Below are 24,111 nucleotides of genomic sequence, written 5' to 3'. Positions count from 1 at the left end.
ATTTTCTCCTTTTGTTTATTGATTTAAAATTGCAAGTTGTCCGCAAGCTGCTTTTATATCTTCGCCAGCATTGCTTCTGACAAAGACAGTGAGATTGTTTTCACGAAGTTTCTGGACAAATTCATCAAGCTTTTTTGATGGCTTCAAAATTTTTAAAATTGGATCTTTTCTTATGAAATCAACGGGATGAAATTGAATTATGTTAATTTTACACGGTATAACCTTGGCAAGTTCAACAAGTTTTCGCACATCTTCATCTCTATCATTTAATCCATCAAAGAGAATGTATTCATAAGTTATCCTCAAACCGATTTTATCGTAGTAATACTTCAACGCTTCAATTATGGATTGAATTGAAACTTTTTTCGCAAGCGGGATTAATTTCGCTCGTAGATTTTCATCAAGTGTGTGAAGTGAGAGAGCTATTTTAACTTTTTTATCTGAATCAGCAAGTTCTTTGATTTTATCCGGGAGTCCGACGGTTGAGACGGTAAGTTTCCTTGCGCCGATTCTTATTCCATCGTCGCTTGTGATTATGTCAATAGCTTTCAAAAGATTTTTCAAATTCAGAAGTGGCTCACCCATTCCCATAAAAACTATGTTGGTTATTCTTCTTTGTGCAAGTTTCTGCGCCTGAATGACCTGATCAACTATTTCTCCAGCTGTTAAGTTTCTTCTGAAGCCCATCGCTCCGGTTGCGCAAAATTTACAATCAATCGGACATCCAACTTGTGTTGAAACACAAAGCGTAAGCCGTGATTCATCTGGTATCAAAACGCTTTCAATTTTTTCGCCATCTTTAAGCTGGAATAAAAATTTTACAGTTCCATCGCAATTTGATTTTTCAAATGTTAGAAGTTTTAACTCGTTTATCTGCGCAATTTGGGAAAGTTCTTCCCTGTATGACTTCGGTAAGTCGGTCATTTGTTCATAATCGTCAACCTGCTTATTGTAAAGCCATTTGAAAATTTGCTTTGCGCGGAATTTTTCCCAGCCAAGTTCCATAACCAGATTTTCAAGTTCGGGCAAAGTTAATCCCTTCAACGATATATTTGCTTTGTTGATTGTCTCCATTTTAAGATGAGCCAAATTGTTTTTTCTTGTAGAAAATTTATCAAAAGTCCGAGTTTTTCACAAAAATTTTTTCAAACTTTGCTTTCTATCGTCTTAATTTTTAAATTTTTAACAAAAAAGATTTTTTGAGAAATGCCGATCTTCATTGAACGCGGAAAATGGCTCGGCAAGGGAAAAGAAGAAATTGAAATTGATTGGGAAGAAAGAGGTTTTACATGCGATGTCTGGATTGATCCACCGGGACAAAGATGGGAAAATTTTATTCACGATACGGATGAACTTGTCACACCTCTAAATGTTACACTTGAAATTGAATGCGATGGCGAAGTTGCGGAGCTTCATCCCGGAGATGAATGGTTTATCCCGCGTGGCTCGGTTCATTCTGTAAGAAATAAAAGCGATGAAGTCGCTTACTGGCTTTATGGATACAGCATCTCTAAAACAAAAGCATAAATTAAAATGGAATACAGACAATTCGGTCAAACGGAAATCCAAATCCCTGTCGTAACATTTGGGGGTTGGGCTATTGGTGGATGGTATTGGGGCGGAACTGATGAAGAAATTTCAATTAAAGCAATTCAAAAAGCAATTGATCTTGGAATGAATTGCATTGACACAGCGCCTGTTTATGGCTTTGGACTTGGTGAGGAGATCGTTGGAAAAGCAATTAAAGGGAGAAGAAATGAAGTTATAATAGCAACGAAATGTGGTTTAAGATGGGACGCCGAAGAAGGTGAATTTTTCTTTGATACCTATTTCAACGGTAAAAGATATTATGTTTACAGAAATGCACGAAAAAAATCAATCATTGAAGAATGCGAAAGAAGTTTAAAACGACTTAACACAGATTACATAGACATCTATCAAATTCACTGGCCAGATAAAACAACTCCTGTTGATGAATCGCTTGAAGCATTGACTATACTTCAGGAACAGGGGAAGATAAGAGCTTTCGGAGTGAGCAATTTTGATCTAAATCTTTTGAAGGAAACGCTTAAATACGCAAGGGTTGAAAGTAATCAGGTAAAATACAGTTTGATAGATCGCGGGATTGAGAATGAACTTGTTCCGTTTTGCATTGAGAATAAAATTTCAATTCTTGCGTATAGCCCGCTTGAACAGGGATTGCTCACGGGCAAAATCACGATGGAGACAGAGTTTAAAAGCGGAGATTTAAGAAAGAAACAATTTTGGTTTCAACCCGAAAACAGGAAAAAAATTCTTGATGCGCTTGAAAAGATAAAACCGCTTGCGAAGGAGAAGAACGCAACGCTTGCTCAAATTGTAATTAACTGGACTTTTTCACAACCGGGGGTTACAACAGCAATTGTCGGAGCAAGGACACCGGAACAAGTTGAGGAAAACGCAGGGGCTGTGAATTTTAAATTAACAGACGAAGAAATTCGCTTCATTCGGGAGGTCTTCACTTTTGAATAGGTTTATTTTCCAAAACTTATGAGATCAAGAGATGGGATATAGAATTTTGAAAATTGCTGGCTTCACTTTTTTATTTCTGCTGTTAAATTCTGCTTTTGCTCAAAGATATGGCTATTTTCAACAGCGCGTTGATTACACGATGGATGTTTTTCTTGATGTTAAAACTCACAAGCTTTCGGGCAAGCAAATTGCAATTTACCAGAACAACTCGCCGGATACGCTTTACGAAATTTATTATCATCTTTATTTGAACGCTTTTAAGCCTGGAAGTTCAATGCAAGTAAGAGGTGATGTTATAAAAAACGGGCTTGGCGATAGAATAAGAGCAATGAAACCAGACGAATACGGCTGGACAAATGTTAAGTATGTTAAAGCAAATGGTGAAGAGATTGATTTTGAAATTTTTGATACAATTTTGAAGGCAAAACTTAAAAATCCACTCGCCCCGGGTGATTCAATTTCGCTTGAAATGGAATTTGAATCGCAAATTCCTAAACAAACAAGAAGAAATGGAAGAGACAATCGTGAGGGAATTGATTATAGTATGGCTCAATGGTATCCGAAAATATGCGAGTATGATTTTGAAGGTTGGCATGCGGATCAATACATTGAGCGTGAATTTTACGGGGTATGGGGAAATTTTGATGTGAAAATAACTCTGTCGTCTGATTATCTTGTTGGGGCAACGGGAGTAATTCAAAATCCTGATGAAGTTTTGTGCGGTTATGAACTTGGCGCAGTTGATACAGTCATTTTTCCAGTTCAATGGAAAAAGACAAAGTCAGAATTGAAAACATGGCATTTCAAGGCTGAAAATGTCCATGATTTCGCTTGGGTTGCGGATAGAGATTACATTCACGAAATAACATGGCTTTCGCTCGGCGCTGATACTGTTATAATTCATCTTCTTTATCAACCCGATGTTTATATGCTCTGGCGTGAGACTGGAAAATTTACGCGAGAAATAATAAAACTTTACAGCGAATGGTTTTATAGGTATCCTTATAAAAGTTTTACCGTTGCACAAGCAGGTGATGGAGGAATGGAATATCCAATGCTGATAATGATAACGGGAAGAAGAAATAGAACAAGTATGATTGGAATTCTTGCACATGAAATAGGGCATAACTGGTTTTATGGTTTGATTGGAAACAATGAAACGAAAGAGGCGTGGATAGATGAAGGCGGTGCAAGTTTTGTCACTCCGCGTGTTTTCAAAAAAATTCTCGGCGAAAAATGGAAAGATTTTTCCGGGATTAATGCTTTCCTAAGACCTGAATCAGATATTTACGGCGGATACAGAAACTATATAAGATTTTCGCAACTTGGATATGAAGAGCCAGTTTTACTCCATTCTGATTTTTTCCGTGAATCGGTTTCATATACGAATGCTGTTTATGGCAAAGGCGCTTCTGTTTTTGAAATGCTTGAGTATGTTGTCGGGGATAGTGTGTTTGATAAAATAATGAAGGAATTTTTCAAAGAGTGGGCTTTTAAACATCCAACGACGAAAGATTTTGAAAGAGTTGCGGAAAAAGTAAGTGGAATGGAGCTTGATTGGTTCTTTGATCAATGGTTGAAGACGACGAGAAGATGTGATTACGCAATTGAAAAATTTGACGGGAGATGGGAGACAAAAGACGGCGCAAGAAAATATGTCGTGAAAGTTAAACTCCGAAATCGTGGTCAAATTGTTATGCCCGTTGATCTTTATTTTCATTTCAAAGATGGAACTTATCAAAAAGTTATCATTCCGCTTGATCTTCAACTTAAACCAAAACAAGAACCAGGTGCAATTGTTTTGCCATTTTGGTTCTGGGTTAATCCAAGTTATGAATTTGAAATTGCTTTTGATAAAGAAGTTGAAAGCGTTGAAATTGATAAATCTCTGAGATTGAGGGATATAAACCGACTTAACAACAGGGGCGGATTTTTGAATAAGTTCCAGGTTAAATTTTTGGAGCAGACACAGTTAAACCCACCGCTTGATAGATATTGGATAAGTTTCAGACCTTCAATTTGGTTTTCACAGGTTGATGGTATAAGGGCTGGGATTGTTTTTAAAGGTGCTTATCTTTTTGATTATCACGAGACAAATTTCGGTTCTTGGTTTAATTCAAAGACGAAAAATTTTGATTATCTCATAAATTATCGCAACACGACATTGCCCGTGCTCGGGAGGATGAGTGGATTTAACGCTAAACTTTTCAAGATTCACGGGTTGAGAAGAATTTATTTTGAAATTTCAAAGGACATAAGACCGCTATATTTGACAGTTCCGCCGTTTTATAAGGTTTCATTTTTCTTTGAGCATATTTCAAATGTTGAGCGTAAACTTCCGTTTTTAAATTTAAAATTTGATCTTGGGAAGTTTAACAATGTTGGGTTCAAATTCTCGGTAAATTCACGAATTGATGCGACATCGTTAAGCGGGGATTTATTTTTCAAAACATCAACCGCAAACAGCACGAATTATTTCACAAATCTTTCTCTTGAATTAAAGCAGAGGACGCTTTTTAACTCATTTGACTTTTCAACTCGTTTATATTTTGTTAATTCATACGGTCAAGTGCCATCGCATGAGAAATTTTATTTCATTGCTAATCCATATGAGCAATTTTTTGCTCGCTCTTTCAGAATGATTTATTTGGTTGACGAGAGATTTTCTGAAAAGGTGCGTCTTTTTATGAAGGGTGGTTTAAATTTGCGTGGATATTTTGACAGAAGTGATGTATGGATAACAAGAGGCGGAAGTGTTAATTTTGATTTTTCCTTTTTGAGAGTTCAAAATTTTTTGTTTTTCGGAGCGATTGATTTTTCCGCTTTTTCTGATTTAGGAGTTTTCAAAATTGGAAATCTTGGAAATGTTCAAACGCAGCAGTTTCGTCCGATAAATGCAGACACTTTTTGGGCTTATGATTCTGGCTTTGAAATTAAGTTTCAACCTTTTACATTTATTCCATCGGTTGCAGAGGAGATTGTGAATAGGTTTAACAGATTGAACATAACGGCGGTTTTTCCGATTTTGAGATCTGGCGAGAAAATAAAGTTTAGATGGGCTTTTGAAATAAAATCTGAAATTTAAAATATGAAAAAATTTTTTCTGATTTTACCTTTTGCGGTGCTTTTTATTTATTTCGGTGCGAGCGCCGTTCCACAAAATAACTTTAAACTTGAAGATGAATACCTTGAATATCACGCTTTCTGGGGTTTCATAAACCTCGGCAGTATAAAGATATGGACTGAAACAGATGGAGAATATGTTAAGTCACGTTTTCTGATGGATTCAAATCCGTGGCTTTTCTTTATAAGCATTCATTACGGCTTTGAAAGTGAATTCAACATTGATTCGCTTCTTGATGCAAAGTTTTTAATTTATGAGATGATAAAGGGAAGAAAAGTTGTCACAATTTTTGAGCGGATGGGAGATAAAATCGTCGCCGTTCAAAAAGATGTTCAAACAGGTGAAGTGATAAACATTGTGGAGAAAAATACACGAAGTTTTTATAATGGCATCGCAGCTTTTTATCTCACGCGCAAACTCCTTGGAACAGGTCAGAAAATTACCGCACCAATTTTGATTCAGCTTGATGTCAAAGATGTTGAGATAAATTTCCCAAGCGAAAATTCAACGATTAAATTTGGTGATTCATTGATAAGAGCGAAAAAAATAAGCGGATTTATTCCGTTTGTTGCCGAAGAGATAGCTGGTGTAACTGGCGATTTCATCGCTTATTATTCGGATGATTCAGCAAGGATACCTATAAAAGCGTATTTTAAAACTTCTGTTGGTAGTGTTAGAATTGAACTTGTAAAATGGAACAGAGATAAATGGAAACCACCTCAGGTTGCGGATAAAAAATAAACTCAACCGAATATGAAAGCGCTTGTAACGGGAGGAACTGGTTTTATAGGAAGTCATCTTGTCGATGAACTTTTGAAGCGTGGTTATAAAGTAAAATGTATCGTGAGAGATACAAGTAATTTGAGATGGCTTGAGGGAAAGGATGTTGAAATTGTGAAGGGAAGTTTGTTTGATGTTGGTTTCCTTGAAAATGCAGTTAAAGATGTTGATTATGTTTATCACATTGCTGGTGTGACGAAGGGGAAAAATTACAAAGATTATTACGCTGGAAATGTTGAGACAACGAAGAATTTGCTTGATGCATGTTTGAAAAATCAAAATCTTAAAAAGTTTATACTTGCAAGCAGTTTAGCAGCTGTTGGTCCAGGCGAAGACGCTATCCCTGTTGATGAATTAACACCATATCATCCGATAACTTCTTACGGTAAAAGCAAAGCGGAGGCTGAAAAAGTCGCTCTGTCTTACAAGGATAAAGTTCCCATTGTTATAGTTCGTCCGCCATCGGTTTATGGACCACGAGATACTTATACATTTGAAATTTTCAAATATGTTAAATTTGGTTTTCTTCCCGTTGTTATACCGCAGGAGCAAATTTTGAGCTTGGTTTATGTTTCTGACCTCGTTGATGGTTTCATACTCGCTGGTGAAAGTGAAAGATCAACAGGGGAAATTTATTTTATCTCGGGTGAAGGAATTTACACATGGAGAGAGATTGAGGATGCGGTTTTGAAGTCGCTTGATAGAAAAGTTATAAAATTGAAAATTCCAGCGCCGTTTTTGTATTCTTTTGCATTTATATCCGAGATGTTTTTCAAAATCCGTGGTAAAGCATCGCCTTTAAATGTTGAGAAAGTGAAAGATTTAAGGCAAAAAAACTGGGCTTGCTCAATTGAAAAAGCAAAAAAAGAACTCGGCTTTGTCCCAAAGGTATCACTTGAAGAAGGAATGAGAAAGACAATGAAATGGTATGTTGAAAACAAATGGCTCTGAAAAAATTTTTTAGAAAAATTTTCGCCCTTGCGTATGATTTTTTTATGTCGCCTGTTGAAAGAACTGGATTAAGAAAATTGAGAAAGAAAATTTTACGCTTGGTCAAAGGTGAAAATGTGCTTGAACTCGGAGTTGGCACAGGATTAAATATACCTGTTTATCCAGACGGGGTTAAAATCATCGGCGTTGAACCGAAATTTGAAATGCTGGAAAGAGCAATTAAGAGAGCGAAAATTTTTAAAAGCAATGTCTCTTTCATATGTGCGAGTGCTGAAGCGTTGCCATTTGAAGATGAAAAATTTGATACAGTTTTCGCAACTTTCGTGTTTTGTGAAGTTAACAATCCTGAAAAAGGATTTTCTGAAATCCTGCGGGTTTTAAAATCGGGTGGAAGATTGATTTTGCTTGAACATGTCCGACCTGATGGAAAGTTTGCATCAAAAATTTTTGACATAGCAAATCGTTTTACTTCAATTTTTGGTGAAAACATAAATCGTAGAACAGTTGAACTTGCACAGAGGTCGGGGATAAAAATTGAGAAAGTTGAAAATATCTATGACGGTGTTGTGAAGTTGATAGTCGGGATGAAACCATGAACCTTAAAAGCGATTATCCGCCACAATTTTCGCAATTGCTTCGCCAATTTTATCAAGTGGAATGATGCTGTCTGCGATTCCAGCGTCAACTACTGCTTTTGGCATCCCATAGACGACGCATGTTTCTTCGCTTTGTGCGATGATGTATCCACCTTTTTGCTTTACCTTCTTCAATCCTTCAAGTCCATCTTTTCCCATTCCTGTCATAATTACACCTAAAACTTTCTCACCAAAAACTTCGGATGCGGATTCCATCATCACATCAACTGACGGTTTATAAAGCGTATCGGGTTTATCAACAATTCTTACAACTTTTTCACCCAAAACTTTTTCAAAGATCAAATTTTTCCCACCTTGCGCAACGAGAGCAAGTTTAGGTTTAACAACATCACCACTTTGTGCTTCTCTTACTTCAATTTTGCTCACGGCATTTAATCTTTCTGCAAGCAATTTTGTAAAGTTTGGAGGCATATGCTGTGCAATTACAATTCCTGCGGGGAAATTTTCAGGTATTTTTGAAAGGACTTCTTGAAGCGCCATCGGTCCACCGGTTGAAACACCAATTGCAACGAGTTCAAAATCTCGTCTAATTTGAGTTAATTTTATCTCATTGGAAATTGGCTCCGGCTCACGCTTGTAAATTTTGCGTCTGATGTATTTGCTGTTTACAATTGATTTGACTTTTTGAATTAATTCATCTTTTATCTTGATTATGTCAAGCGAGACATAGGAGAGTTGTTTTGGTATGAAATCAACTGCACCAAGTTTCAGGGCTTCAAGCGTTACCTCTGCTCCTTCTGTTGTGAGTGAGCTTACCATCAAGACAGGAACTGGGCATTCTTTCATTATTATTTTCAACGCCGTCAACCCATCCATTCGTGGCATTTCAACATCAAGCGTGACTAAATCAGGTTTAAGATTTTTGATTTTTTCAATTGCTTCCGCTCCATCTCTTGCAGTTGCTATAACTTTTATCTGCGGGTCAGATTCAAGCATCATTGATATTGATTTCCTCATAAAAGCGGAGTCATCAACGACAATGACTTTTATTTCACTATTTGAATCCATAACTTGGAAAAAATTTTTTATTAAACAATGAAACTAAAAGAATTTTCAGCGGACATTTTAAAAATTTGTGCGACATCAATTATCATTCTCACTGTCCCATCGCCAAGTATCGTTGCTCCCGCAATTCCTCTTGTATTGTTAAGATATGAGCCAAGAGATTTTATGACGACTTCTTTTTGCCCTATCAAACCGTCAACAACCACACCAAGTTTTTTCTCCGCAAGACCGAGAACAACGATGTAAAGATATTTTTTCTCATCGCCATTGGTTTTCAAATTGAAAATTTGCTCAAGTCGCACAAGCGGTAAAACCGAATCTCTCAAACGGATCATTTCTTTGTTTTTTATTCTGTGGATTTGTTCTTGTTTTATTCTGACGACTTCAATCACAGACGAAAGCGGTATGATGAAAATTTCATCACAGACATTGACGAGAAGTCCCTGTATTATTGCAAGCGTTAAAGGAAGTTTCAAGATAAATTTTGTCCCGTGTCCCGGCGTTGATTGAACATCAATCATTCCATTTAACTTTGTTATATTTGCTTTGACCACATCAAGCCCGACGCCTCGTCCAGATACATTCGTCACTTTGCTTGCTGTGCTGAAACCCGGAATGAAGATGAAATTTAAAATATCTTTATCGCTTATTGACATCGCTTCCTGCTCGGTCAAAAGTTTTTTCTCAATTGCTTTCCTTCTTATTTTCTCCGGATCAATCCCACGCCCATCATCTTCAACCGATATGACTATGTAATTTCCTTCGTGTTCTGCTTTTAAAATAACTTTGCCTTTTTCAGGTTTGCCAAGTTTTTTTCTCTCCTCAGGTGGTTCAATCCCGTGGTCAATTGCATTTCTTATTATATGAACAAGCGGGTCGTGAATGTATTCAATTACAGATTTATCAACCTCTGTCTCTTCACCGTAAATGAAAAGTTCAACTTCCTTGTTCATCTCTCTTGAAAGGTCTCTCACAAGTCGTGGGAATTTGCTGAAAACTTTTGCAATCGGCAACATCCTCGCACGCATAACAACATTTTGAAGTTCCGATGTCAAATAATCAACTTGAGAAACGGTATCTATTAACTCACGTGCTAAAGTTTCACCTTCAAACTTTTCAACCACATTTGAAATTATCTGTGATAACCTATTTCTCCCAAGCACAAGCTCACCCACAAGATTCATAAGCTCATCAAGCCGTTCAACATCAATTCGTATCGTCTTATCAATTACCTTTGTTTGTGCCTTTTGAGATGTGCTTTGTTCTTCCGTTAGCTTTTCATTGTTTTCGCTTAAATCCTGCTCAACTTTTATCTCCGAACTTTCTTCATCACCAATGATTTCACCACGGCTTATTTTTTCAAATTTTGCGACAACATTTTCAATTTCAATCGGGCTTAAATCCTTCGCTTCAAGTTTTGAAAGCAATATCTTCATCAAATCAAACGCCTCAAGCATTACATCCATTATGTCAGGTCTGACTTTTAATTCACCTTTTCTGAGTTTGTTCAAAATGTCTTCAAATTTATGTGTGAGTTCGCTCATTTGCTCAAATCCGATAAATGAAGATGTCCCTTTTATCGTATGGACATATCTGAAAATTGCGTTTAAAAGCTCGGTATCTTCGGGTCTTTTTTCAAGTTCAATCAAATCATTGTCAAGTTTTTCAAGAAGTTCCTTTGTCTCAATTATGAAACTTTCTACAATTTCCTTCATTTCCTCGTCAAAAATTGCGGGAACCGACATATTCAAACCTCTTGATTATTTTTATCTTTGTTGAAAAGTTTATCAATTTCTTCCTGCGATGCTATTCCCTCGTTTTCGTCAATTGTTTTTAAAGATTTTGGTGAATTTTTTATGATCTCATCAACAATTTCCTGTTTTAAGCTTGATTTGTCATATTCAGCCGATGGGTTAAATGATTTCTCGGAAAAATCCGAATATGTTTCAAGTTCATGTTTCCTTGTTTCCGTATTTCCAAGTTTTGAAAGCAGGTGCGTGATTTTTTCTTGAACTGAGCCGATAAGATAATTTATCGCCGATATCTGTTGTGCAGTTATATCTTGAAATTGAAGTGCATACATTATGTTTTCCGCATTTTGCTTGACTTCCGATAATTTTTCAAAGACATCATCAAACCCGTTGCAATTTGATAAAACCTCATAAAATTTCCCCCATAATTCTTTTACACTTTCAAGATCTCCTTTTTCAATTTGCTTTTTTATTCTTCTTGCCAATTTTTGTTGTTTTTGATAGCAAAGTTTCATAGCGGAGATGTAACCTTTGATCTCTCCAAATTTTAAACTCATTTCATCAAGCGCATCAAGAATTTCGGTTGTTGCCATTTCCGTTGTCTTTGTTACGGTGTTAAGTTGATTTGACGCTCTCGGGATTTTATTTGAGCTTTCTTCAAGGGATTTATTTATCTCCGCAAGCATTGGTCCAACTTCCCTGACGAAGACGAAAAGCTCTTCAAGAAACGGTATTACCCTCTGACCAAGTATGAAAATTGCTTTTAACTCTTCTATCTCACGCAGGATAAAATCAATTTGCTTTATAAAGTTGGATTCTTTTTTCGCTTCCATAATTCGCCTCCTACAATGTTTTCAGAATCTGTTCAATTTTTTCCTTTAAAATTTGCGGTGTGAATGGCTTAACAATGTAATTATTTACCCGAGCTTGAAGTGCTTCAAGCACATCTTGTTTCATACCTCTTGTCGTGACCATAAGGATCGGGATGTTTGCAAAGTTTGGGTCTGAACGAACCGCTTTCGTCAGTTCAAGTCCTGTCATATTCGGCATGTTCCAATCAGTTATGATAAAATCAATTTTTTCAGCATAAAGTTTTGCAAGCGCATCTTTGCCATCTTCTGCCTCAACTATGTCCGTGTATCCGATGTTTTTCAAAGCATTTATAACTATCCTTCGCATAGTTGGTGAATCATCAACAACAAGAAATCTGATTTTGCCATCCTCCATAATTTTCACCTCCTTTAATTTAGATACTTTGAAACCTCGTATTGAATTCGTTTTGCGTTAAATGGCTTGATAAGGTATGAATTTGCACCAAGCTTTAACCCCATGTCAATGCTTTTTCCATCCGACAGAGAAGAAAGAATTATTATCGGAACATCTTTAAATCTATCATCCGAACGAAGAATTTTTATTAGTTCAAATCCATCAAGATTTGGCATGTTTATGTCCGTTATGATTAAATCAACCGAATTAACTTTTGAGAGAACCTCAAAAACTTCCATCCCATCTGACGCTGTGAAAACCTTATATCCGAGATTTTCAAGTGCAAGTGAGACAAATTTTCTTATTGTCGCAGAATCGTCAACTACAAGAATTGTTTTTGACATGGCTTCTCACCTCACTCTTTTTTATATGCGACGACTTTGTCAAAATAAACTATTTTGAACGCCTTTGTCACATTTCTCAATGTCTCTGAATACCCGATCACAAGATACCCCCCACGATTGAGCGAGTCGTAAATCCACGAAACCACCTCTTTCCTTGCATTCTCATCAAAATAAATGAGAACATTTCTTAACAGAACAAGATCAAAATTTCTCATCATCACCATCTGAAATCTATCCATCAAGTTCAATTGCTCAAACCGAACAAGTTTTTTTATTTCTTCGCTTATTTTAAATTCGTCGCCGTTGCAATTGAAATATCTTTGTAGATAATTTTCTGGAACATAACGCATTGAATACTGCCTGTAAATTCCTCTTTTTGCAACCTCAATGACTGAACTGTTTATGTCCGTTCCGATGATCTCAAACTTAACATCTGGAAATTTCGGTTTTATTTTTTCAAGGTAAATCATCGCAATTGTGTAAGGTTCTTCGCCTGTTGAACATCCTGCGCTCCAAATTCGCAAAGTTCTGAAACCATTTTTCGGCTTTGATTGAATAAGTTCGGGTAAAATTTTCTCCTCTATGACTTTTAACTGCAATTCATCTCTGAAAAAATATGTCTCGTTTATCGTTATCAACTTGAACAAAATTTCAAGTTCTCGTGCTCTGAAAGGTGAGAATTTGAGAAAATCAAGATAAGCCCTATAAGATTTCAAGCCAAGCGCTTCAATTCTCGGGCGAATTCTTGACTCAATGAGATACTTTTTGTTCTCTGGAAAGTAAATCCCTGTTAAGCGAGAGATGTAATCTCTCAATTCAAAAAATTCTTCGTCAGTTAATTTCAAACTTTCTATTTCTCTTTGGGAAAATGACATCGTGAATTTTTGTTTTTATTTTGCGAAGTTTAAACCGAACATATCTGCGTAATCTCTGAAAACTGGATCGTCCAATTCCTGCAATTGTTTCATTATTTTTTCAAATGTCTTCACATCAAGCGAAACCAAAAGATTTAAAACTGTGATTTTCTTTTCGTGTTCAACATCGTAAAAAACATTTGTTAATTTATCTACAACCAATTTTCTCAATCCCACATCCTCAAAAATTTTACCGCAATTGTAAAGCAAGATCTCAACAAGGTCAATGAAATTTTCTGCGTTTGTTTCGTTTTCAAGCGAAAATTCTAAAAAATCTTGGGCATTTGAGTTCAAAATATCAATCGCTTTTTCAGTTAGTTCGTTTCGCTCACTCAAAAGATTAAGGATAAATTTTTTGACATAATCGTGTTCAATCCATTTTGAAGCGAAGTTCAAAAAGTTGAGTTTAAATTCCCGATCGTCGGTTTCATTGAAAATTTCAATTGCCTTCTCAAAGAATGATTTGAAGAAATGTTTATTTGATTTAAATTCGCATTTTTCACGAGCGCATATATTGACGATTGAAACGATAGCCATTTTTTGAATTGCGATGTTTCTGTCAAATGTTAAAGACATTAAAAATTCAAGATTCCGTGAATCTCCCGCCTTCCCGATTGCTTCAACTATTGCACATTTTAAAATTGGATCGTCGGCGGTCGCAAATGTTTCGGTAAAAAACTCGCATAGGATTTTCTTTAAGCCAGAATTTTTGCACAACTTTCCAAGCGATTCAACTATTTGAGTTTGTGCGAATGTAAGAATTTGAAATGCATCAATTAACTTCCCAATCGCTTTATCATTTCCGATATTTCCAAGCGCTTCAATTGCAGAAGTTACAACATTTGGGTCTGGATCGTTTAACTTTTCAATTAAAAAATCGGTTACAGAATCATCCCCGATCAGCCCAATCACATCAATAGCCATCTTTCTTATGTCCTTGTCATCGTGATTAGCAAGTTTTATCACATCTTTTAAAGCAGATTTCCCAAACTTTACAAGCAATTCAGCGGATAAATTCCTCAATTTAAGATCTTCACACAGAAGTAAATTTGCGATGCCTTTTATGATTTTATCTTTTGTGCCATCAAATTCATTTGCAATGTGCCAAAGAGAATTTGCGACGGCATCTCTTACTCCTTTATCTTCATCTTTGAGAAGTTCAATCAACTTATCCAGAACTTCTTCTCTATCACCAAATCTCACGCTTGCTTCAACAGATAACCTTCTTTCATCTGGATCAAAAGAATTTAACCCAGCGATAATTGTTTCATAAACCCTGCTCATGTTTCTTGAATTTTTGTTCTTACAATTATCCCCATGTCTTCTTCAAAAATTGAATTTTTCATATCAAAACTTATTTCTTCTTTCGCACCGTTAATTTCAAGATAAGTGTTTTTGTAAATCGTCCCGTAAACAATCAACCTTGCTTTGCCTGCTTTTCTCATATCTTCAAGTATGTTTTTCTTCATATTTTCAAGTTGTTGAAGTCGTTTTGGAATTTCATCTCTCCATTTCATAAGGTTTTGAAGTTGTTTTTCTTGTTCCTCTGGTAGTTCGCCCCAGTCAATTTTCAATCTCGCAAGTGCGTAAATTTCCGATTTTACACCTTCAAGATATGCTTCAAGCCGACGGATTTCGGCGGTAATTTTTTTGATTTTTTCAACTTGAGCATCTCTTCTTCCGATGATTATGACAGTTCTTGAATATTCAGCACCGCCAATTGTTTTAACTTCTATTTCTCCTTTTGTCATTATTGTTCCGCCAATTATCACTGCATCTTTTGCGATTAATTTCCCACCACATAAAATGTTTGCGTTAACTGCTTCACGCTTTATCACGACATTTCCATCCGCAACCAGATTTTGATTTGTTATGTATCTTAACGATACATCGCCGTGGACATAAAGTTTACCCCGACCGTAGCCAATGAATCCACCCCCAATTAAAGCATTTCCCTTTACTTCAACATCTGCATCTTCAATGTTTCCATAAACTTCAAGATTTTTCCCAACTTTAACTTTTGCACCTGATTTTATATCTCCGTTTACAATTAAACTTCCAATGAAATTAACCTCGCCAAAAGTTACATCAATGTTTCCGTTGATTTTCAAGACGGGCGTAACTTCAATTGTTCCATCTTCATTTAAATGAAGGTTTCCGTCGGCTGTTGCAATTATAGTTTTATCAGATTCTGAAAAAGTGACATTTTCACCAAGATAAATGCTGTTTGCTGGTTTGCCCGCTTTTGCTTTTAAAGTTTCACCCGTTACAGCAATTCCATCAACTCCTGATGTTGGAGGATAAATTGTTGCAATTCTTTCTCCTGCTTTAACATTTCGTATCAATGTTTTTTTGCTCATGTCAAATTCAAAAGATATGTAGCCATCTTTACCATCAACAGGCGGATTTCCCTCTGCAATTAAAAATTCACCTTCCTCTGGATTTTGAATTATCTTTTCAATCTCATCAAGTTTGATTCCCTGAACCACGCTATTTGAATTTAAAAACCTCACGATGTCATCAACGCATTTTTCTTTCAACTCGTCTTTTGATTCAATGATTAAAAAAGCTTTGAGTTTGTCTGGCGAAATTTTGACCTTCATTGTGCTTGAAACGATTCTTTTAATGTTTGCTTCTCTTCAACTGTTAAAATTTTTTCAAGGTCAAGAAGTATTAAAAGACGATCCTCAAGCTTTGCAATCCCAGTTATATATTCACTGTCAATTCCTGATACAAGTTCTGGTGGTGGTTCAACAACATTTTTTGAAACCCTTAAAACTTCGCTCACGCTATCAACTATAAATCCAACCGTTTTCCCGTTTAAATCAACAACTATTATCCTTGTATTTTTGTCATACTCTTTCAGCGAAAGCCCAAACCTTTTTCTCAAATTTACTATTGGAACAACCTTGCCCCTTAAATTCATCACACCCTCAATGAAACTCGGTGCATTTGGCACTTGCGTTATTTGGACAAGACGATTTATCTCTTGAACTTTGAGTATATCAACGCCAAATTCTTCACTACCTATCTTAAAACTTACAAGCTGAAGCATCTCCGCATAATTTTCGGTATTTACGACATCTTGAAGATTCATTTTTTCCTTCTCCATTTATTTTGAAAACTTCTTATTATATTTTCGGAAAAAATTCGCTGTCTCTTTAAACGCCATTTCCACCGATCCTGACAAATTTCTCATAACTTTCTCTTCCAATTCCTTGACCTATGTTGAAACGCATAACCATTTGTCTTAATCTTTCTGTTAGCTTGCTTAAATCTTCAACTGCTTTTGCTATTTGATGAACGCCTGCGGATGTCTGCTCTGCGATTGAGCTTATTGATTCAACTGCCTTGCTTATATCTTCACTTACCCTTGATTGTTCTCTATTTGCCCTTGATATTTCCGAGATCAACTGCGATACATCGCCTGCGTTTTTGACTATTTGCTTCAAAGCGAGATTTGCATTATCGGCAAGTTGAATTCCCGTTTCCGCAACTTTAACACCTGATTCCATAATTTTCACAACTTCGTTCGTATCGTTTTGTATTTGTTTTATCATTTTGCTTATTTCTTTCGTTGCTTTCATCGTTCTTTCCGCGAGTTTTCTTACTTCATCTGCCACAACAGCAAAGCCACGCCCTTGCTCCCCTGCTCTTGCTGCTTCAATTGCTGCATTTAAAGCCAGCAAATTTGTTTGATCGGCGATATCTTCAATCACATCAATTATTTCACCTATTTGATTACTGCTTTTCCCGAGAACTTGAACGCTTTGAGCTGAATTTCTGACAACCTCCGCAAGCCGATGCATTTGTTCAATCGTTGAGATAACCGCCTTGCTTCCTTCTTCCGCAAATGAACTATTTGCACGAGCAAGTTCTTCGGCTCTTTCGGCTTGATTGGCGTTTTCAACTATCGTTCTTGACATTTCCTCTATCGCTGAAACTATCTCTGCAATCTGCCTTGCTTGATCCTGAACTGCGGTTGACATCTCCTCTGTTGAAGTGCTAATTTGAGAACTTGAATTTGCAACAGCATTGCTTGTGTCAATTATCTCTTTGATCAAAAATTTCAAATCAGAAATCATCTTGTTTAATCTTCCAGCAAGCACACTGATCTCATCATCGCCATCTATCGTTATCTCTTTTGTCAAATCACCATTTGAAACTGATTCAATCACATCAAAAATTTTTTGAAGTTTAACTTCAAGTGCCTTTTTCTGCTCTTGAATAACTTTTTTCGCCTCCTCCGCTTCAATTCTTAATTTTTCCGCAAGTTCTCTCTGCGATGTTATCGTTTCAATTGAATTTCTTATGTTCTCAACCATTTTGTTGAAAGACCTGACAAGTATCCCAATCTCATCTTTTCTATCCTTGCAATCTTCAATGCTTACATTCACATCTCCTTGCGCAACGAGTTCGGATGCATAACGAATTCTTTCAACTGGATTGACAAACAATTTTAACACGATATATCCGAAGACAAGACCGAGCAAAATTGCGAAAACGATAAAACCAAAATTTATAAAATGTGCTTTTGAAAGAGTTTGCTTTAATTCTCCTTTCAACAAACCAAATCTCACATATCCGACAAATTCATCACCACGATAAACTTTCGCTTGAACATCAAGCACTGGTTCTTTGTCTATTGAGAGTTCGGAATAATTTATATCCCCTTTGAAATTTTCAATTTTCTTCATTTCACCAGAGATGATGTCAAAATTTTTCTGCGCCAGAATTTTACCATCTTTGCTATAAACGGCGATATACTTTGTGAAATTTTCAGTGTAGAAATTTTCAATCGTTTGTTTGAGTTGATTTTCATCTTGTAAAAGTATCCCGAAGATAGATGCTTGTGAGAATTGTTTTACAGTTGCCTCTGCCCTTTTTATAAACTGTCTTTCAATCTCTCTCCCGAGAATCATTGAATAAATTAACGATACAACTATTGCCGTCCCGACAACGATGAATTCAATTCCAATGAATGTTTTATATTTCCATTTGAGATTGTTGAATTTTTCAATTAGCCACATATTGCACCCTCTCCTTATAGTTTTCTGGTATGTTTATTTGTAATGCGTTTGCGATTTTGTTATTGACGAAAACTTTTATTTCTTCACCTGAAACCTCAAGTGAGAAAAGACCACCTTCTTTTACAAGTTCAGGATCGGGAACTGCAACAGGGATTTTGTTAAGAAGTGAATTTTTGAATATATATTCTCGGGCGATTGGATGTGCTGAAACATCTTTTTCATCAATAATCCAGATGAAGTCAACTCCATTTTTCATAAGTTCTGCAAATTTTTGCGAAACATCTTTCAACTCTTTGACATCCGCTATGAAAATTTTAATCCCAGCTGAAAAAGCCGAGCGTTGCAACTTATCCACAATGCCTGGATTTTTATCAAGTTCGCAAAGTATCCCGACTTTTTGCGTCGTCGGTTTAAATGATTTCATCATGTAAAGATATTGAAGTGGAGTTGCTCGCTGTGAAAGGGCAACGAAATTAAACAAAAATAAAGCGAGTAAGATAATCGCTTTCTTCATTTTTTACCCTCCCAATTATTTTTATTTTTTGGATTTGCAAGAAGTTGAGTTATGATTTTTTCAAGAAGCGCAAGATCAATGGGCTTTTGTAAAACGGAAACTATCCCGAGCTCTTCAATCATGTCTTTTGTTATCTCATCCGCATAACCAGTCAAAATCAAAATTTTAAAATCACGCTTAAATTTTTGAATTTCTCTTATCATTTCAATTCCCGTCATATCAGGCATCTTGTAATCAGCAATTAAAATGTGAAATTCAGTTTCAATTGCTTTCTCAATTCCTTCCCTTCCATTCCTTGCTTCAATCACCTGCAATCCAAGTATCGTTAGAAATTCTTTCAATGTCACACGCACGAGCTCATCATCATCAACCAGAAGGATAATTTTTTTGCATTTTTTGAGTTTTTATGTTCTTTTACACCAGATTTTGAACTCTAAAACTGTGCCATTGTCAAGAGTTGATAATTTTGAAAATTTTAAATGTTTTTCTTGGGAATTGTTGGCTAATATTATGCAAGTGTTTGAAGGGGGTGAATAAAATCAGACAGTATCAAAAGAAACCTTATTTAGTTAAAGGTTTGTTATAAATTTTGAACTTCTTTTAAAACCAAAAACGGAGTGCTACGATGCGGGCAATAAAATTTTTTGCGGTTTTGGGGCTTTTGTTAATTTTCTCTATTTCAACCGCCATTCCTCAGGGCAAGATGGATTCAAAAACCACCTCTGCAAAGAAAGTGACTTTAAAGGGTGAAGTTCTTGATCTTGCCTGTTATGTTGCTGGTGAGAAAAAAGGCGCTGAACATAAAAGATGTGCTGTTATGTGTATCAAAGGCGGTGAGCCGATAGGAATTTTAACAGATGATGGCAAGGTTTATCTTGTCGTTGAAGACCACGCAAAACCAGAACCATATGAAAAATTAAAAGAATTTGCTGCGGAAAGGGTGACAATTACAGGTGCATTCTATCAAAGAGGTGGTTTGCCCGGCGTTGTAATTGAGTCAGTTGAGCCGGTGAAATGATAGAAATGAAGGGCGGGTTTTAAAACCCGCCCCCGTAAAAAAATACATTAGAGCCCGCCTTATGAAGCAAGGCAACACCTTCTGGTTAATTTTTTCAATCATATTATCCTCAGTAATTCTCTCAATCTTGCTCTTTTATTCGTTAAGAATGCCAAGTTATTCACCAGCTTGGAAAGGGAGGGAAATCGCTTATAAATATGGTTGTTTCAATTGTCACGGATTTGAAGGGCAGGGGAAGATAAAAAATCCAACTTATCGCTACGATGAAACCCCAGCGTGGCAGGGTGAAACTGCAATGATGTTCATTTTGAACGAAGATGAATTGAGAGAATGGATACTTTATGGGAAGCCGGAAAGATTAAAAAACATAGACCACGGCGGAGTTATAAAAATGCCTGCTTATAAAGGAATTATACCTGAAAAAGAGTTGAATTATTTGATTGTCTATCTAAAAGCGGTTATGGGTTTAATTGAGATTGACAATGATAGTGCAAAAATTGGCCACAAGATTGCTAAAAATTCCGGATGCTTTGGATGCCACGGTCCTTATGGAATGGGTGGAATGCCAAACAAAAATTCATTTAAAGGTTATATCCCCGGATGGGATGGAAAAGATTTTAAAGAACTTGTCAAAGATGAAAGCGAGCTCAGAGAGTGGATACTTGAGGGAAATATAAAACGATTGAAGAATCACCCGATTGCAAAAATTTTCATTCAAAAGCAAATTATAAAAATGCCAGCTTATAAAGAGATTTTGACGGAAGATGAGATTGAGCACATTATCTCGTATATAAAATGGTTAAGGGGAGAGGTTAAATCACATTGAACAGCGCAACCACCGCTTGACCGAGTGATAAACCGCCATCATTTGGGGGAACTTTTGAGTGAGTGTAAACTTCAAAACCTGCTTTTATAAGTTTTGAAGTTGTCTTCTCTGTTAGAAGAGAATTCTGAAAGACGCCACCACTTAACACAACTTTATTTATCTTTGTCTCTTCCTTTATCTTTTCTGAAACGGAGAAAATTATGTCTGCGATCGTGTTGTGAAACTTTCCCGAAATTTTCTGAACCGAGACACCCTTTAAAATGTCTTCGGCTATTTCTTTTATTCCAGATTTAAAAGTTATCACCCAAGGTTTTTTATCATCAATGATCTCAAAGTTATAAGAATCAACTTCGTTTTCGTCAGCTAGCATTTGAAATTCCATCGCTGCTTGCGCTTCGTAATTTACTTTTAATCTAACATCGCAGATTGCAGAAACAGCGTCAAACAATCTTCCAACTGCAGATGTAAGCGGTGAATTAACCCCTTTTTGAATCATCTTCAAAAGGATTTTGAGTTTATTGCTTTCGGTTTGAATTAACTTCTTAACAAATGGAATTTCAAGATTGATAAAATCATTGCCGAATGTATTATAAAGGTATGACACAGCCATTCTCCACGGTTCTTTTATCCCCACTTCGCCTCCGGGCAACGGGATATATTCAAAATGTGCGACTCTTTCAAATTTTGAAGGTTCAGCGATCAAAAATTCCCCTCCCCAAATTTTCCCATCCGTTCCAAAACCTGTCCCATCAAAAGCAACACCTATAACTGGCTCAGATAAATTATTCTCTGTCATACAACTTACAATGTGAGCATGGTGATGTTGCACGGGAATTTTCACGGGAATGTCAAGTTCAAGAGCATATTTTGTTGAAAGATATTCGGGGTGCATATCGTAAGCGACAATTTCGGGATTTAGATCAAAAAGTTTTTTGAAATGTTCAACGCCTTCAATCAGAGATTTTAAAGTTGCCCAGTTTTCAAGGTCTCCGATGTGATGACTTAAAAAGGCGTATCTTCCTTTTAAAAAGCAAAATGTGTTTTTCAAATGTCCACCAAGGGCGAGAATATGTTTTTTTGTCTCAAACGGGATTTTAACTGGATAAGGAACATAACCACGGGATCGCCTTATAATCGTCGGTTTTTTGTTGATCACAACAGCAACAGAGTCATCACATCTTATATGTATTTCACGATTGTGGATGAGAAAGAAGTCAGCGATGTTTTTCAATCTTTCAAAAGCGTCATCGTCTTTGTATGCAATTGGTTCTTCTGTTAAGTTCCCACTTGTCATCACAAGTGGAATGTTAACTTCTTTCATCAAAAGATGATGAAGCGGTGTATATGGCAACATAACTCCAAGATAGGCATTTTTTGGTGCAACTTCATCAGCAATTGGACAGTTTTCCTTTTTTCGTATTAAGACGATCGGTCTTTGAATTGATGTTAAAAGTTTTAATTCTTCTTCATTATAAACGCAAATTTTATCAAGCCAGTCAATTTCAGGTATCATAATTGCAAATGGCTTTTCAATTCTCATTTTTCTTTTTCTCAATTCTCCAACCGCTTGATTATTTAAAGCATCACATGCAAGATGATAACCACCAAGTCCTTTTATCGCAACTATGAAACCATCCTTCAAAATTTTCGCTGTTTCTTTTATCGCATCATCACATTTTATTTCGTTAAATTTGTTGTCAAGAAGTTTTAACGATGGACCGCAAGCGGGGCAAGCATTTGGTTGAGCGTGAAATCTTCTATTTGAAGGGTCGTGATATTCGCTTTCACATTTATCGCACATTTTAAAAACAGACATCGTAGTTTTTGCTCTATCATACGGGACATCAATTATGATTGTAAATCTGGGACCACAATTTGTGCAATTTATGAACGGATATCTAAAACGTCTGTCTTTCGGATCAAAAAGCTCGCGAAGGCAATCTTCACAGGTTGATACATCAGGAGAAATTAAAACAAATTTTTCTTCCCCACCTTTGCTTTTCTCTATGAAAAATTCAGTATAACCTTTAACTTCAGATGGCTCTGTTAAAATCTTCTCAATAAGTGAGAGCGGAGGGGCTTTTTCAGGTATTGATTTTATAAATTCTTCAATTGCAATCTCATCGCCTTCAACTTCAATATAAACTCCGTTAGTATCATTGTAAATGTATCCTTTTAGATTAAATTCATTTGCGAGCTTGAAAATAAACGGTCTGAAACCAACACCTTGAACTATTCCTTCAATGTAGATTTTTTTAGCTTTTAACATTTTCTTTGAATCTTTTGACTCTGTTCCTGAACCAGTTTATCCATTCGTCAAGCCCGTCTCCAGTCCTGCACGAGATTGGGAAAATTTTTGCGGTTGGATTTACTTCAAGGACATTTCTTTTGAGTTCATCAATTTCAACACCGGCGTAAGGTAAAAGGTCAATTTTGTTAAGCAGGACAACTTCAACTTCGTGGAACATCAAGGGATATTTTTTCGGTTTTTCCGCACCTTCAACTACGCTGTAAACCATCGCTCTTAGATCTTCACCGAGATAAAATTCCGCAGGGCAGACAAGATTTCCAACATTTTCAATGAAAAGAATGTCAAACCCATCAAGTTTAAAATCGTGAAGTGCGTTGTGGATCATGCGAGCATCAAGATGACAGACATTTCCGGTTGTGATTTGATAGGCGGGAATTCCAAGTGCTTTGATTCTATCGGAGTCAACGCTTGTTTGCAGATCTCCTTCAATTACAGCGATTGCGAATTCATCTTTTAGGCGTTTTATCGTTTCTTCAAGGACTGAAGTTTTACCTGCGCCAGGAGCTGACATTATATTGACTGTAAAAACCCCATGCTTTTTAAAAATTTCTTTGTTTTCCTGAGCGATTTCTTCATTTGCCTGTAAAATTTTTGCCCCAACATCAATTTTATGCATTTTAGACCTCCTTTTGTTTATTCAATTTCAATATACTCAATTCTCATCTCTCGCCCTGAGATGATTTCAAGGACATTTTCACAATTTGGACAGAAAAGATTGAAATCATCAATTTTTTCAAGTGTAAAATTACATGTCTTGCAGATTGCTTTAAACTTAACAATTTCAATTTCAAGTTGAGCGTTTTCAGCAGGAGTTCCATTTTTGGCGATCTCAAATGAAAATTCAAGTGCTTCTTTTACGACCCCGCTAAATTCTCCTATTTGAACTTTGATTTTTTTGATAGTGCTTGAATTGTGGTTTTTGGCTTCTTTTTCTGCAATTTCAATGATGCTTTGTGCAATCGCTAACTCATGCATCAAATCACATCCATTTCTTTGATAAAATTTTAAAAAATTTCGCAGAGATAGTCAAATTTAAACAAGTTTTGGAAGGTTCACAAAAATGTCAATTTTCTCTTGACAAATTATCATTTGCTTTTTAAATTTAGGTTG

At 36.2% G+C, this 24,111-nt stretch carries 24 protein-coding genes; 8 read left to right on the top strand and 16 right to left on the bottom strand.

Going from position 1 to position 24,111, the window contains the following annotated elements; genetic code table 11:
* Nucleotides 1-15: 15 nt before the first annotated feature.
* A complete protein-coding gene (rlmN, locus tag AWW83_RS02400; RefSeq protein ID WP_092347902.1) occupies nt 16-1,074 on the bottom strand; it encodes a dual-specificity RNA methyltransferase RlmN in 1,059 nt (352 codons plus the stop codon).
* Nucleotides 1,075-1,206: 132 nt separating this feature from the next.
* Here rlmN and AWW83_RS02395 point away from each other — a divergent pair, with 132 nt between their 5' ends.
* The 6 genes from AWW83_RS02395 to AWW83_RS02370 are packed head-to-tail and all read left to right on the top strand — an operon-like array spanning nt 1,207 to nt 7,962.
* Nucleotides 1,207-1,527 (top strand): cupin domain-containing protein, encoded by a 321-nt coding sequence (locus tag AWW83_RS02395; RefSeq protein WP_092347899.1) that lies wholly within the window; start codon nt 1,207-1,209, stop codon nt 1,525-1,527.
* 6 nt (nt 1,528-1,533) lie between these two features.
* Nucleotides 1,534-2,511, top strand: coding sequence for an aldo/keto reductase (locus AWW83_RS02390; RefSeq protein ID WP_092347896.1), 978 nt, complete (start codon nt 1,534-1,536; stop codon nt 2,509-2,511).
* A gap of 31 nt (nt 2,512-2,542) precedes the next feature.
* Complete coding sequence (locus tag AWW83_RS02385) at nt 2,543-5,596, top strand: M1 family metallopeptidase (protein WP_092347893.1); 3,054 nt, start codon at nt 2,543-2,545, stop codon at nt 5,594-5,596.
* 3 nt (nt 5,597-5,599) lie between these two features.
* Nucleotides 5,600-6,376 (top strand): DUF3108 domain-containing protein, encoded by a 777-nt coding sequence (locus AWW83_RS02380; RefSeq protein ID WP_092347890.1) that lies wholly within the window; start codon nt 5,600-5,602, stop codon nt 6,374-6,376.
* 12 nt (nt 6,377-6,388) lie between these two features.
* Entirely contained in the window at nt 6,389-7,366 is a 978-nt protein-coding gene (locus AWW83_RS02375; protein ID WP_092347886.1) for an NAD-dependent epimerase/dehydratase family protein, read from the top strand.
* Entirely contained in the window at nt 7,357-7,962 is a 606-nt protein-coding gene (locus AWW83_RS02370) for a class I SAM-dependent methyltransferase (RefSeq protein ID WP_092347883.1), read from the top strand. Before AWW83_RS02375 ends, AWW83_RS02370 begins: the two co-directional genes overlap by 10 nt.
* A gap of 3 nt (nt 7,963-7,965) precedes the next feature.
* On the opposite strand, the gene AWW83_RS02365 is transcribed toward AWW83_RS02370, so the two are convergent.
* From AWW83_RS02365 to AWW83_RS02310, 12 genes are all read right to left on the bottom strand, one after another.
* Nucleotides 7,966-9,030, bottom strand: coding sequence for a protein-glutamate methylesterase/protein-glutamine glutaminase (locus AWW83_RS02365; RefSeq protein ID WP_092347880.1), 1,065 nt, complete (start codon nt 9,028-9,030; stop codon nt 7,966-7,968).
* A 20-nt stretch (nt 9,031-9,050) separates the two neighbouring features.
* A complete protein-coding gene (locus AWW83_RS02360; RefSeq protein ID WP_092347877.1) occupies nt 9,051-10,772 on the bottom strand; it encodes a chemotaxis protein CheA in 1,722 nt (573 codons plus the stop codon).
* A 2-nt stretch (nt 10,773-10,774) separates the two neighbouring features.
* On the bottom strand, nt 10,775-11,611 hold the full coding sequence (locus AWW83_RS02355) for a protein phosphatase CheZ (RefSeq protein ID WP_092347874.1): 837 nt from the start codon (nt 11,609-11,611) through the stop codon (nt 10,775-10,777).
* Nucleotides 11,612-11,621: 10 nt separating this feature from the next.
* The gene (locus tag AWW83_RS02350) at nt 11,622-12,005 is read right to left on the bottom strand and encodes a chemotaxis response regulator CheY (RefSeq protein WP_200753986.1); all 384 of its coding nucleotides are present in this window, start codon (nt 12,003-12,005) and stop codon (nt 11,622-11,624) included.
* Nucleotides 12,006-12,019: 14 nt separating this feature from the next.
* On the bottom strand, nt 12,020-12,388 hold the full coding sequence (locus tag AWW83_RS02345) for a response regulator (protein ID WP_092347871.1): 369 nt from the start codon (nt 12,386-12,388) through the stop codon (nt 12,020-12,022).
* 11 nt (nt 12,389-12,399) lie between these two features.
* Entirely contained in the window at nt 12,400-13,263 is an 864-nt protein-coding gene (locus AWW83_RS02340; protein ID WP_092347866.1) for a CheR family methyltransferase, read from the bottom strand.
* Nucleotides 13,264-13,278: 15 nt separating this feature from the next.
* The gene (locus AWW83_RS02335) at nt 13,279-14,586 is read right to left on the bottom strand and encodes a HEAT repeat domain-containing protein (protein ID WP_092347863.1); all 1,308 of its coding nucleotides are present in this window, start codon (nt 14,584-14,586) and stop codon (nt 13,279-13,281) included.
* Nucleotides 14,583-15,905, bottom strand: a complete 1,323-nt coding sequence (locus AWW83_RS02330; RefSeq protein ID WP_092347860.1) for a flagellar assembly protein A — start codon at nt 15,903-15,905, stop codon at nt 14,583-14,585. Before AWW83_RS02330 ends, AWW83_RS02335 begins: the two co-directional genes overlap by 4 nt.
* Nucleotides 15,902-16,399 (bottom strand): chemotaxis protein CheW, encoded by a 498-nt coding sequence (locus tag AWW83_RS02325; RefSeq protein WP_092348122.1) that lies wholly within the window; start codon nt 16,397-16,399, stop codon nt 15,902-15,904. Before AWW83_RS02325 ends, AWW83_RS02330 begins: the two co-directional genes overlap by 4 nt.
* A 64-nt stretch (nt 16,400-16,463) precedes the next feature.
* Nucleotides 16,464-18,332, bottom strand: a complete 1,869-nt coding sequence (locus AWW83_RS02320) for a methyl-accepting chemotaxis protein (protein ID WP_092347857.1) — start codon at nt 18,330-18,332, stop codon at nt 16,464-16,466.
* Nucleotides 18,319-18,846, bottom strand: coding sequence for an ABC transporter substrate binding protein (locus AWW83_RS02315; protein ID WP_092347853.1), 528 nt, complete (start codon nt 18,844-18,846; stop codon nt 18,319-18,321). Before AWW83_RS02315 ends, AWW83_RS02320 begins: the two co-directional genes overlap by 14 nt.
* A complete protein-coding gene (locus AWW83_RS02310; RefSeq protein ID WP_268761446.1) occupies nt 18,843-19,220 on the bottom strand; it encodes a response regulator in 378 nt (125 codons plus the stop codon). The genes AWW83_RS02315 and AWW83_RS02310 overlap by 4 nt, the downstream gene beginning before the upstream one ends.
* A gap of 329 nt (nt 19,221-19,549) precedes the next feature.
* Here AWW83_RS02310 and AWW83_RS02305 point away from each other — a divergent pair, with 329 nt between their 5' ends.
* A complete protein-coding gene (locus AWW83_RS02305) occupies nt 19,550-19,864 on the top strand; it encodes a hypothetical protein (protein WP_143713863.1) in 315 nt (104 codons plus the stop codon).
* 61 nt (nt 19,865-19,925) lie between these two features.
* Nucleotides 19,926-20,690 carry a c-type cytochrome gene (locus tag AWW83_RS02300; RefSeq protein WP_092347844.1) on the top strand — a complete coding sequence of 255 codons (765 nt, stop codon included), beginning with the start codon at nt 19,926-19,928 and terminating at the stop codon, nt 20,688-20,690.
* Here AWW83_RS02300 and hypF read toward each other — a convergent pair.
* From hypF to hypA, 3 genes are read right to left on the bottom strand one after another with little or no spacing between them, the layout of a single operon-like run.
* Nucleotides 20,677-22,959 (bottom strand): carbamoyltransferase HypF, encoded by a 2,283-nt coding sequence (hypF, locus tag AWW83_RS02295; RefSeq protein ID WP_092347841.1) that lies wholly within the window; start codon nt 22,957-22,959, stop codon nt 20,677-20,679. The two genes, AWW83_RS02300 and hypF, sit on opposite strands and share 14 nt — an antisense overlap.
* A complete protein-coding gene (gene hypB, locus AWW83_RS02290) occupies nt 22,946-23,617 on the bottom strand; it encodes a hydrogenase nickel incorporation protein HypB (RefSeq protein WP_092347838.1) in 672 nt (223 codons plus the stop codon). The genes hypF and hypB overlap by 14 nt, the downstream gene beginning before the upstream one ends.
* Before the next feature lie 17 nt (nt 23,618-23,634).
* Complete coding sequence (gene hypA, locus AWW83_RS02285) at nt 23,635-23,976, bottom strand: hydrogenase maturation nickel metallochaperone HypA (RefSeq protein ID WP_092347835.1); 342 nt, start codon at nt 23,974-23,976, stop codon at nt 23,635-23,637.
* Nucleotides 23,977-24,111: the final 135 nt, after the last annotated feature.

The organism is Candidatus Chryseopegocella kryptomonas, from assembly GCF_001536065.1.
Classification (GTDB): domain Bacteria; phylum Bacteroidota; class Ignavibacteria; order Kryptoniales; family Kryptoniaceae; genus Kryptonium; species Kryptonium kryptomonas.
Note: the sequence above shows the minus strand (reverse complement) of the source record. Positions and strands in the feature narration are given on the sequence as shown.

Coding starts and splice junctions, on each gene's coding strand:
- AWW83_RS02340 (WP_092347866.1), bottom strand. CDS start 13,263: ATGTCATTTTCCCAAAGAGAAATAGAAAGTTTGAAATTAACTGACGAA.
- AWW83_RS02380 (WP_092347890.1), top strand. CDS start 5,600: ATGAAAAAATTTTTTCTGATTTTACCTTTTGCGGTGCTTTTTATTTAT.
- hypB (WP_092347838.1), bottom strand. CDS start 23,617: ATGCATAAAATTGATGTTGGGGCAAAAATTTTACAGGCAAATGAAGAA.
- AWW83_RS02365 (WP_092347880.1), bottom strand. CDS start 9,030: ATGGATTCAAATAGTGAAATAAAAGTCATTGTCGTTGATGACTCCGCT.
- AWW83_RS02315 (WP_092347853.1), bottom strand. CDS start 18,846: ATGAAGAAAGCGATTATCTTACTCGCTTTATTTTTGTTTAATTTCGTT.
- AWW83_RS02330 (WP_092347860.1), bottom strand. CDS start 15,905: ATGAAGGTCAAAATTTCGCCAGACAAACTCAAAGCTTTTTTAATCATT.
- AWW83_RS02335 (WP_092347863.1), bottom strand. CDS start 14,586: ATGAGCAGGGTTTATGAAACAATTATCGCTGGGTTAAATTCTTTTGAT.
- AWW83_RS02395 (WP_092347899.1), top strand. CDS start 1,207: ATGCCGATCTTCATTGAACGCGGAAAATGGCTCGGCAAGGGAAAAGAA.
- AWW83_RS02375 (WP_092347886.1), top strand. CDS start 6,389: ATGAAAGCGCTTGTAACGGGAGGAACTGGTTTTATAGGAAGTCATCTT.
- hypA (WP_092347835.1), bottom strand. CDS start 23,976: ATGCATGAGTTAGCGATTGCACAAAGCATCATTGAAATTGCAGAAAAA.
- hypF (WP_092347841.1), bottom strand. CDS start 22,959: ATGTTAAAAGCTAAAAAAATCTACATTGAAGGAATAGTTCAAGGTGTT.
- AWW83_RS02305 (WP_143713863.1), top strand. CDS start 19,550: ATGGATTCAAAAACCACCTCTGCAAAGAAAGTGACTTTAAAGGGTGAA.
- AWW83_RS02325 (WP_092348122.1), bottom strand. CDS start 16,399: ATGAATCTTCAAGATGTCGTAAATACCGAAAATTATGCGGAGATGCTT.
- AWW83_RS02320 (WP_092347857.1), bottom strand. CDS start 18,332: ATGTGGCTAATTGAAAAATTCAACAATCTCAAATGGAAATATAAAACA.
- AWW83_RS02300 (WP_092347844.1), top strand. CDS start 19,926: ATGAAGCAAGGCAACACCTTCTGGTTAATTTTTTCAATCATATTATCC.
- AWW83_RS02350 (WP_200753986.1), bottom strand. CDS start 12,005: ATGGAGGATGGCAAAATCAGATTTCTTGTTGTTGATGATTCACCAACT.
- rlmN (WP_092347902.1), bottom strand. CDS start 1,074: ATGGAGACAATCAACAAAGCAAATATATCGTTGAAGGGATTAACTTTG.
- AWW83_RS02355 (WP_092347874.1), bottom strand. CDS start 11,611: ATGGAAGCGAAAAAAGAATCCAACTTTATAAAGCAAATTGATTTTATC.
- AWW83_RS02385 (WP_092347893.1), top strand. CDS start 2,543: ATGGGATATAGAATTTTGAAAATTGCTGGCTTCACTTTTTTATTTCTG.
- AWW83_RS02360 (WP_092347877.1), bottom strand. CDS start 10,772: ATGTCGGTTCCCGCAATTTTTGACGAGGAAATGAAGGAAATTGTAGAA.
- AWW83_RS02345 (WP_092347871.1), bottom strand. CDS start 12,388: ATGTCAAAAACAATTCTTGTAGTTGACGATTCTGCGACAATAAGAAAA.
- AWW83_RS02390 (WP_092347896.1), top strand. CDS start 1,534: ATGGAATACAGACAATTCGGTCAAACGGAAATCCAAATCCCTGTCGTA.
- AWW83_RS02370 (WP_092347883.1), top strand. CDS start 7,357: ATGGCTCTGAAAAAATTTTTTAGAAAAATTTTCGCCCTTGCGTATGAT.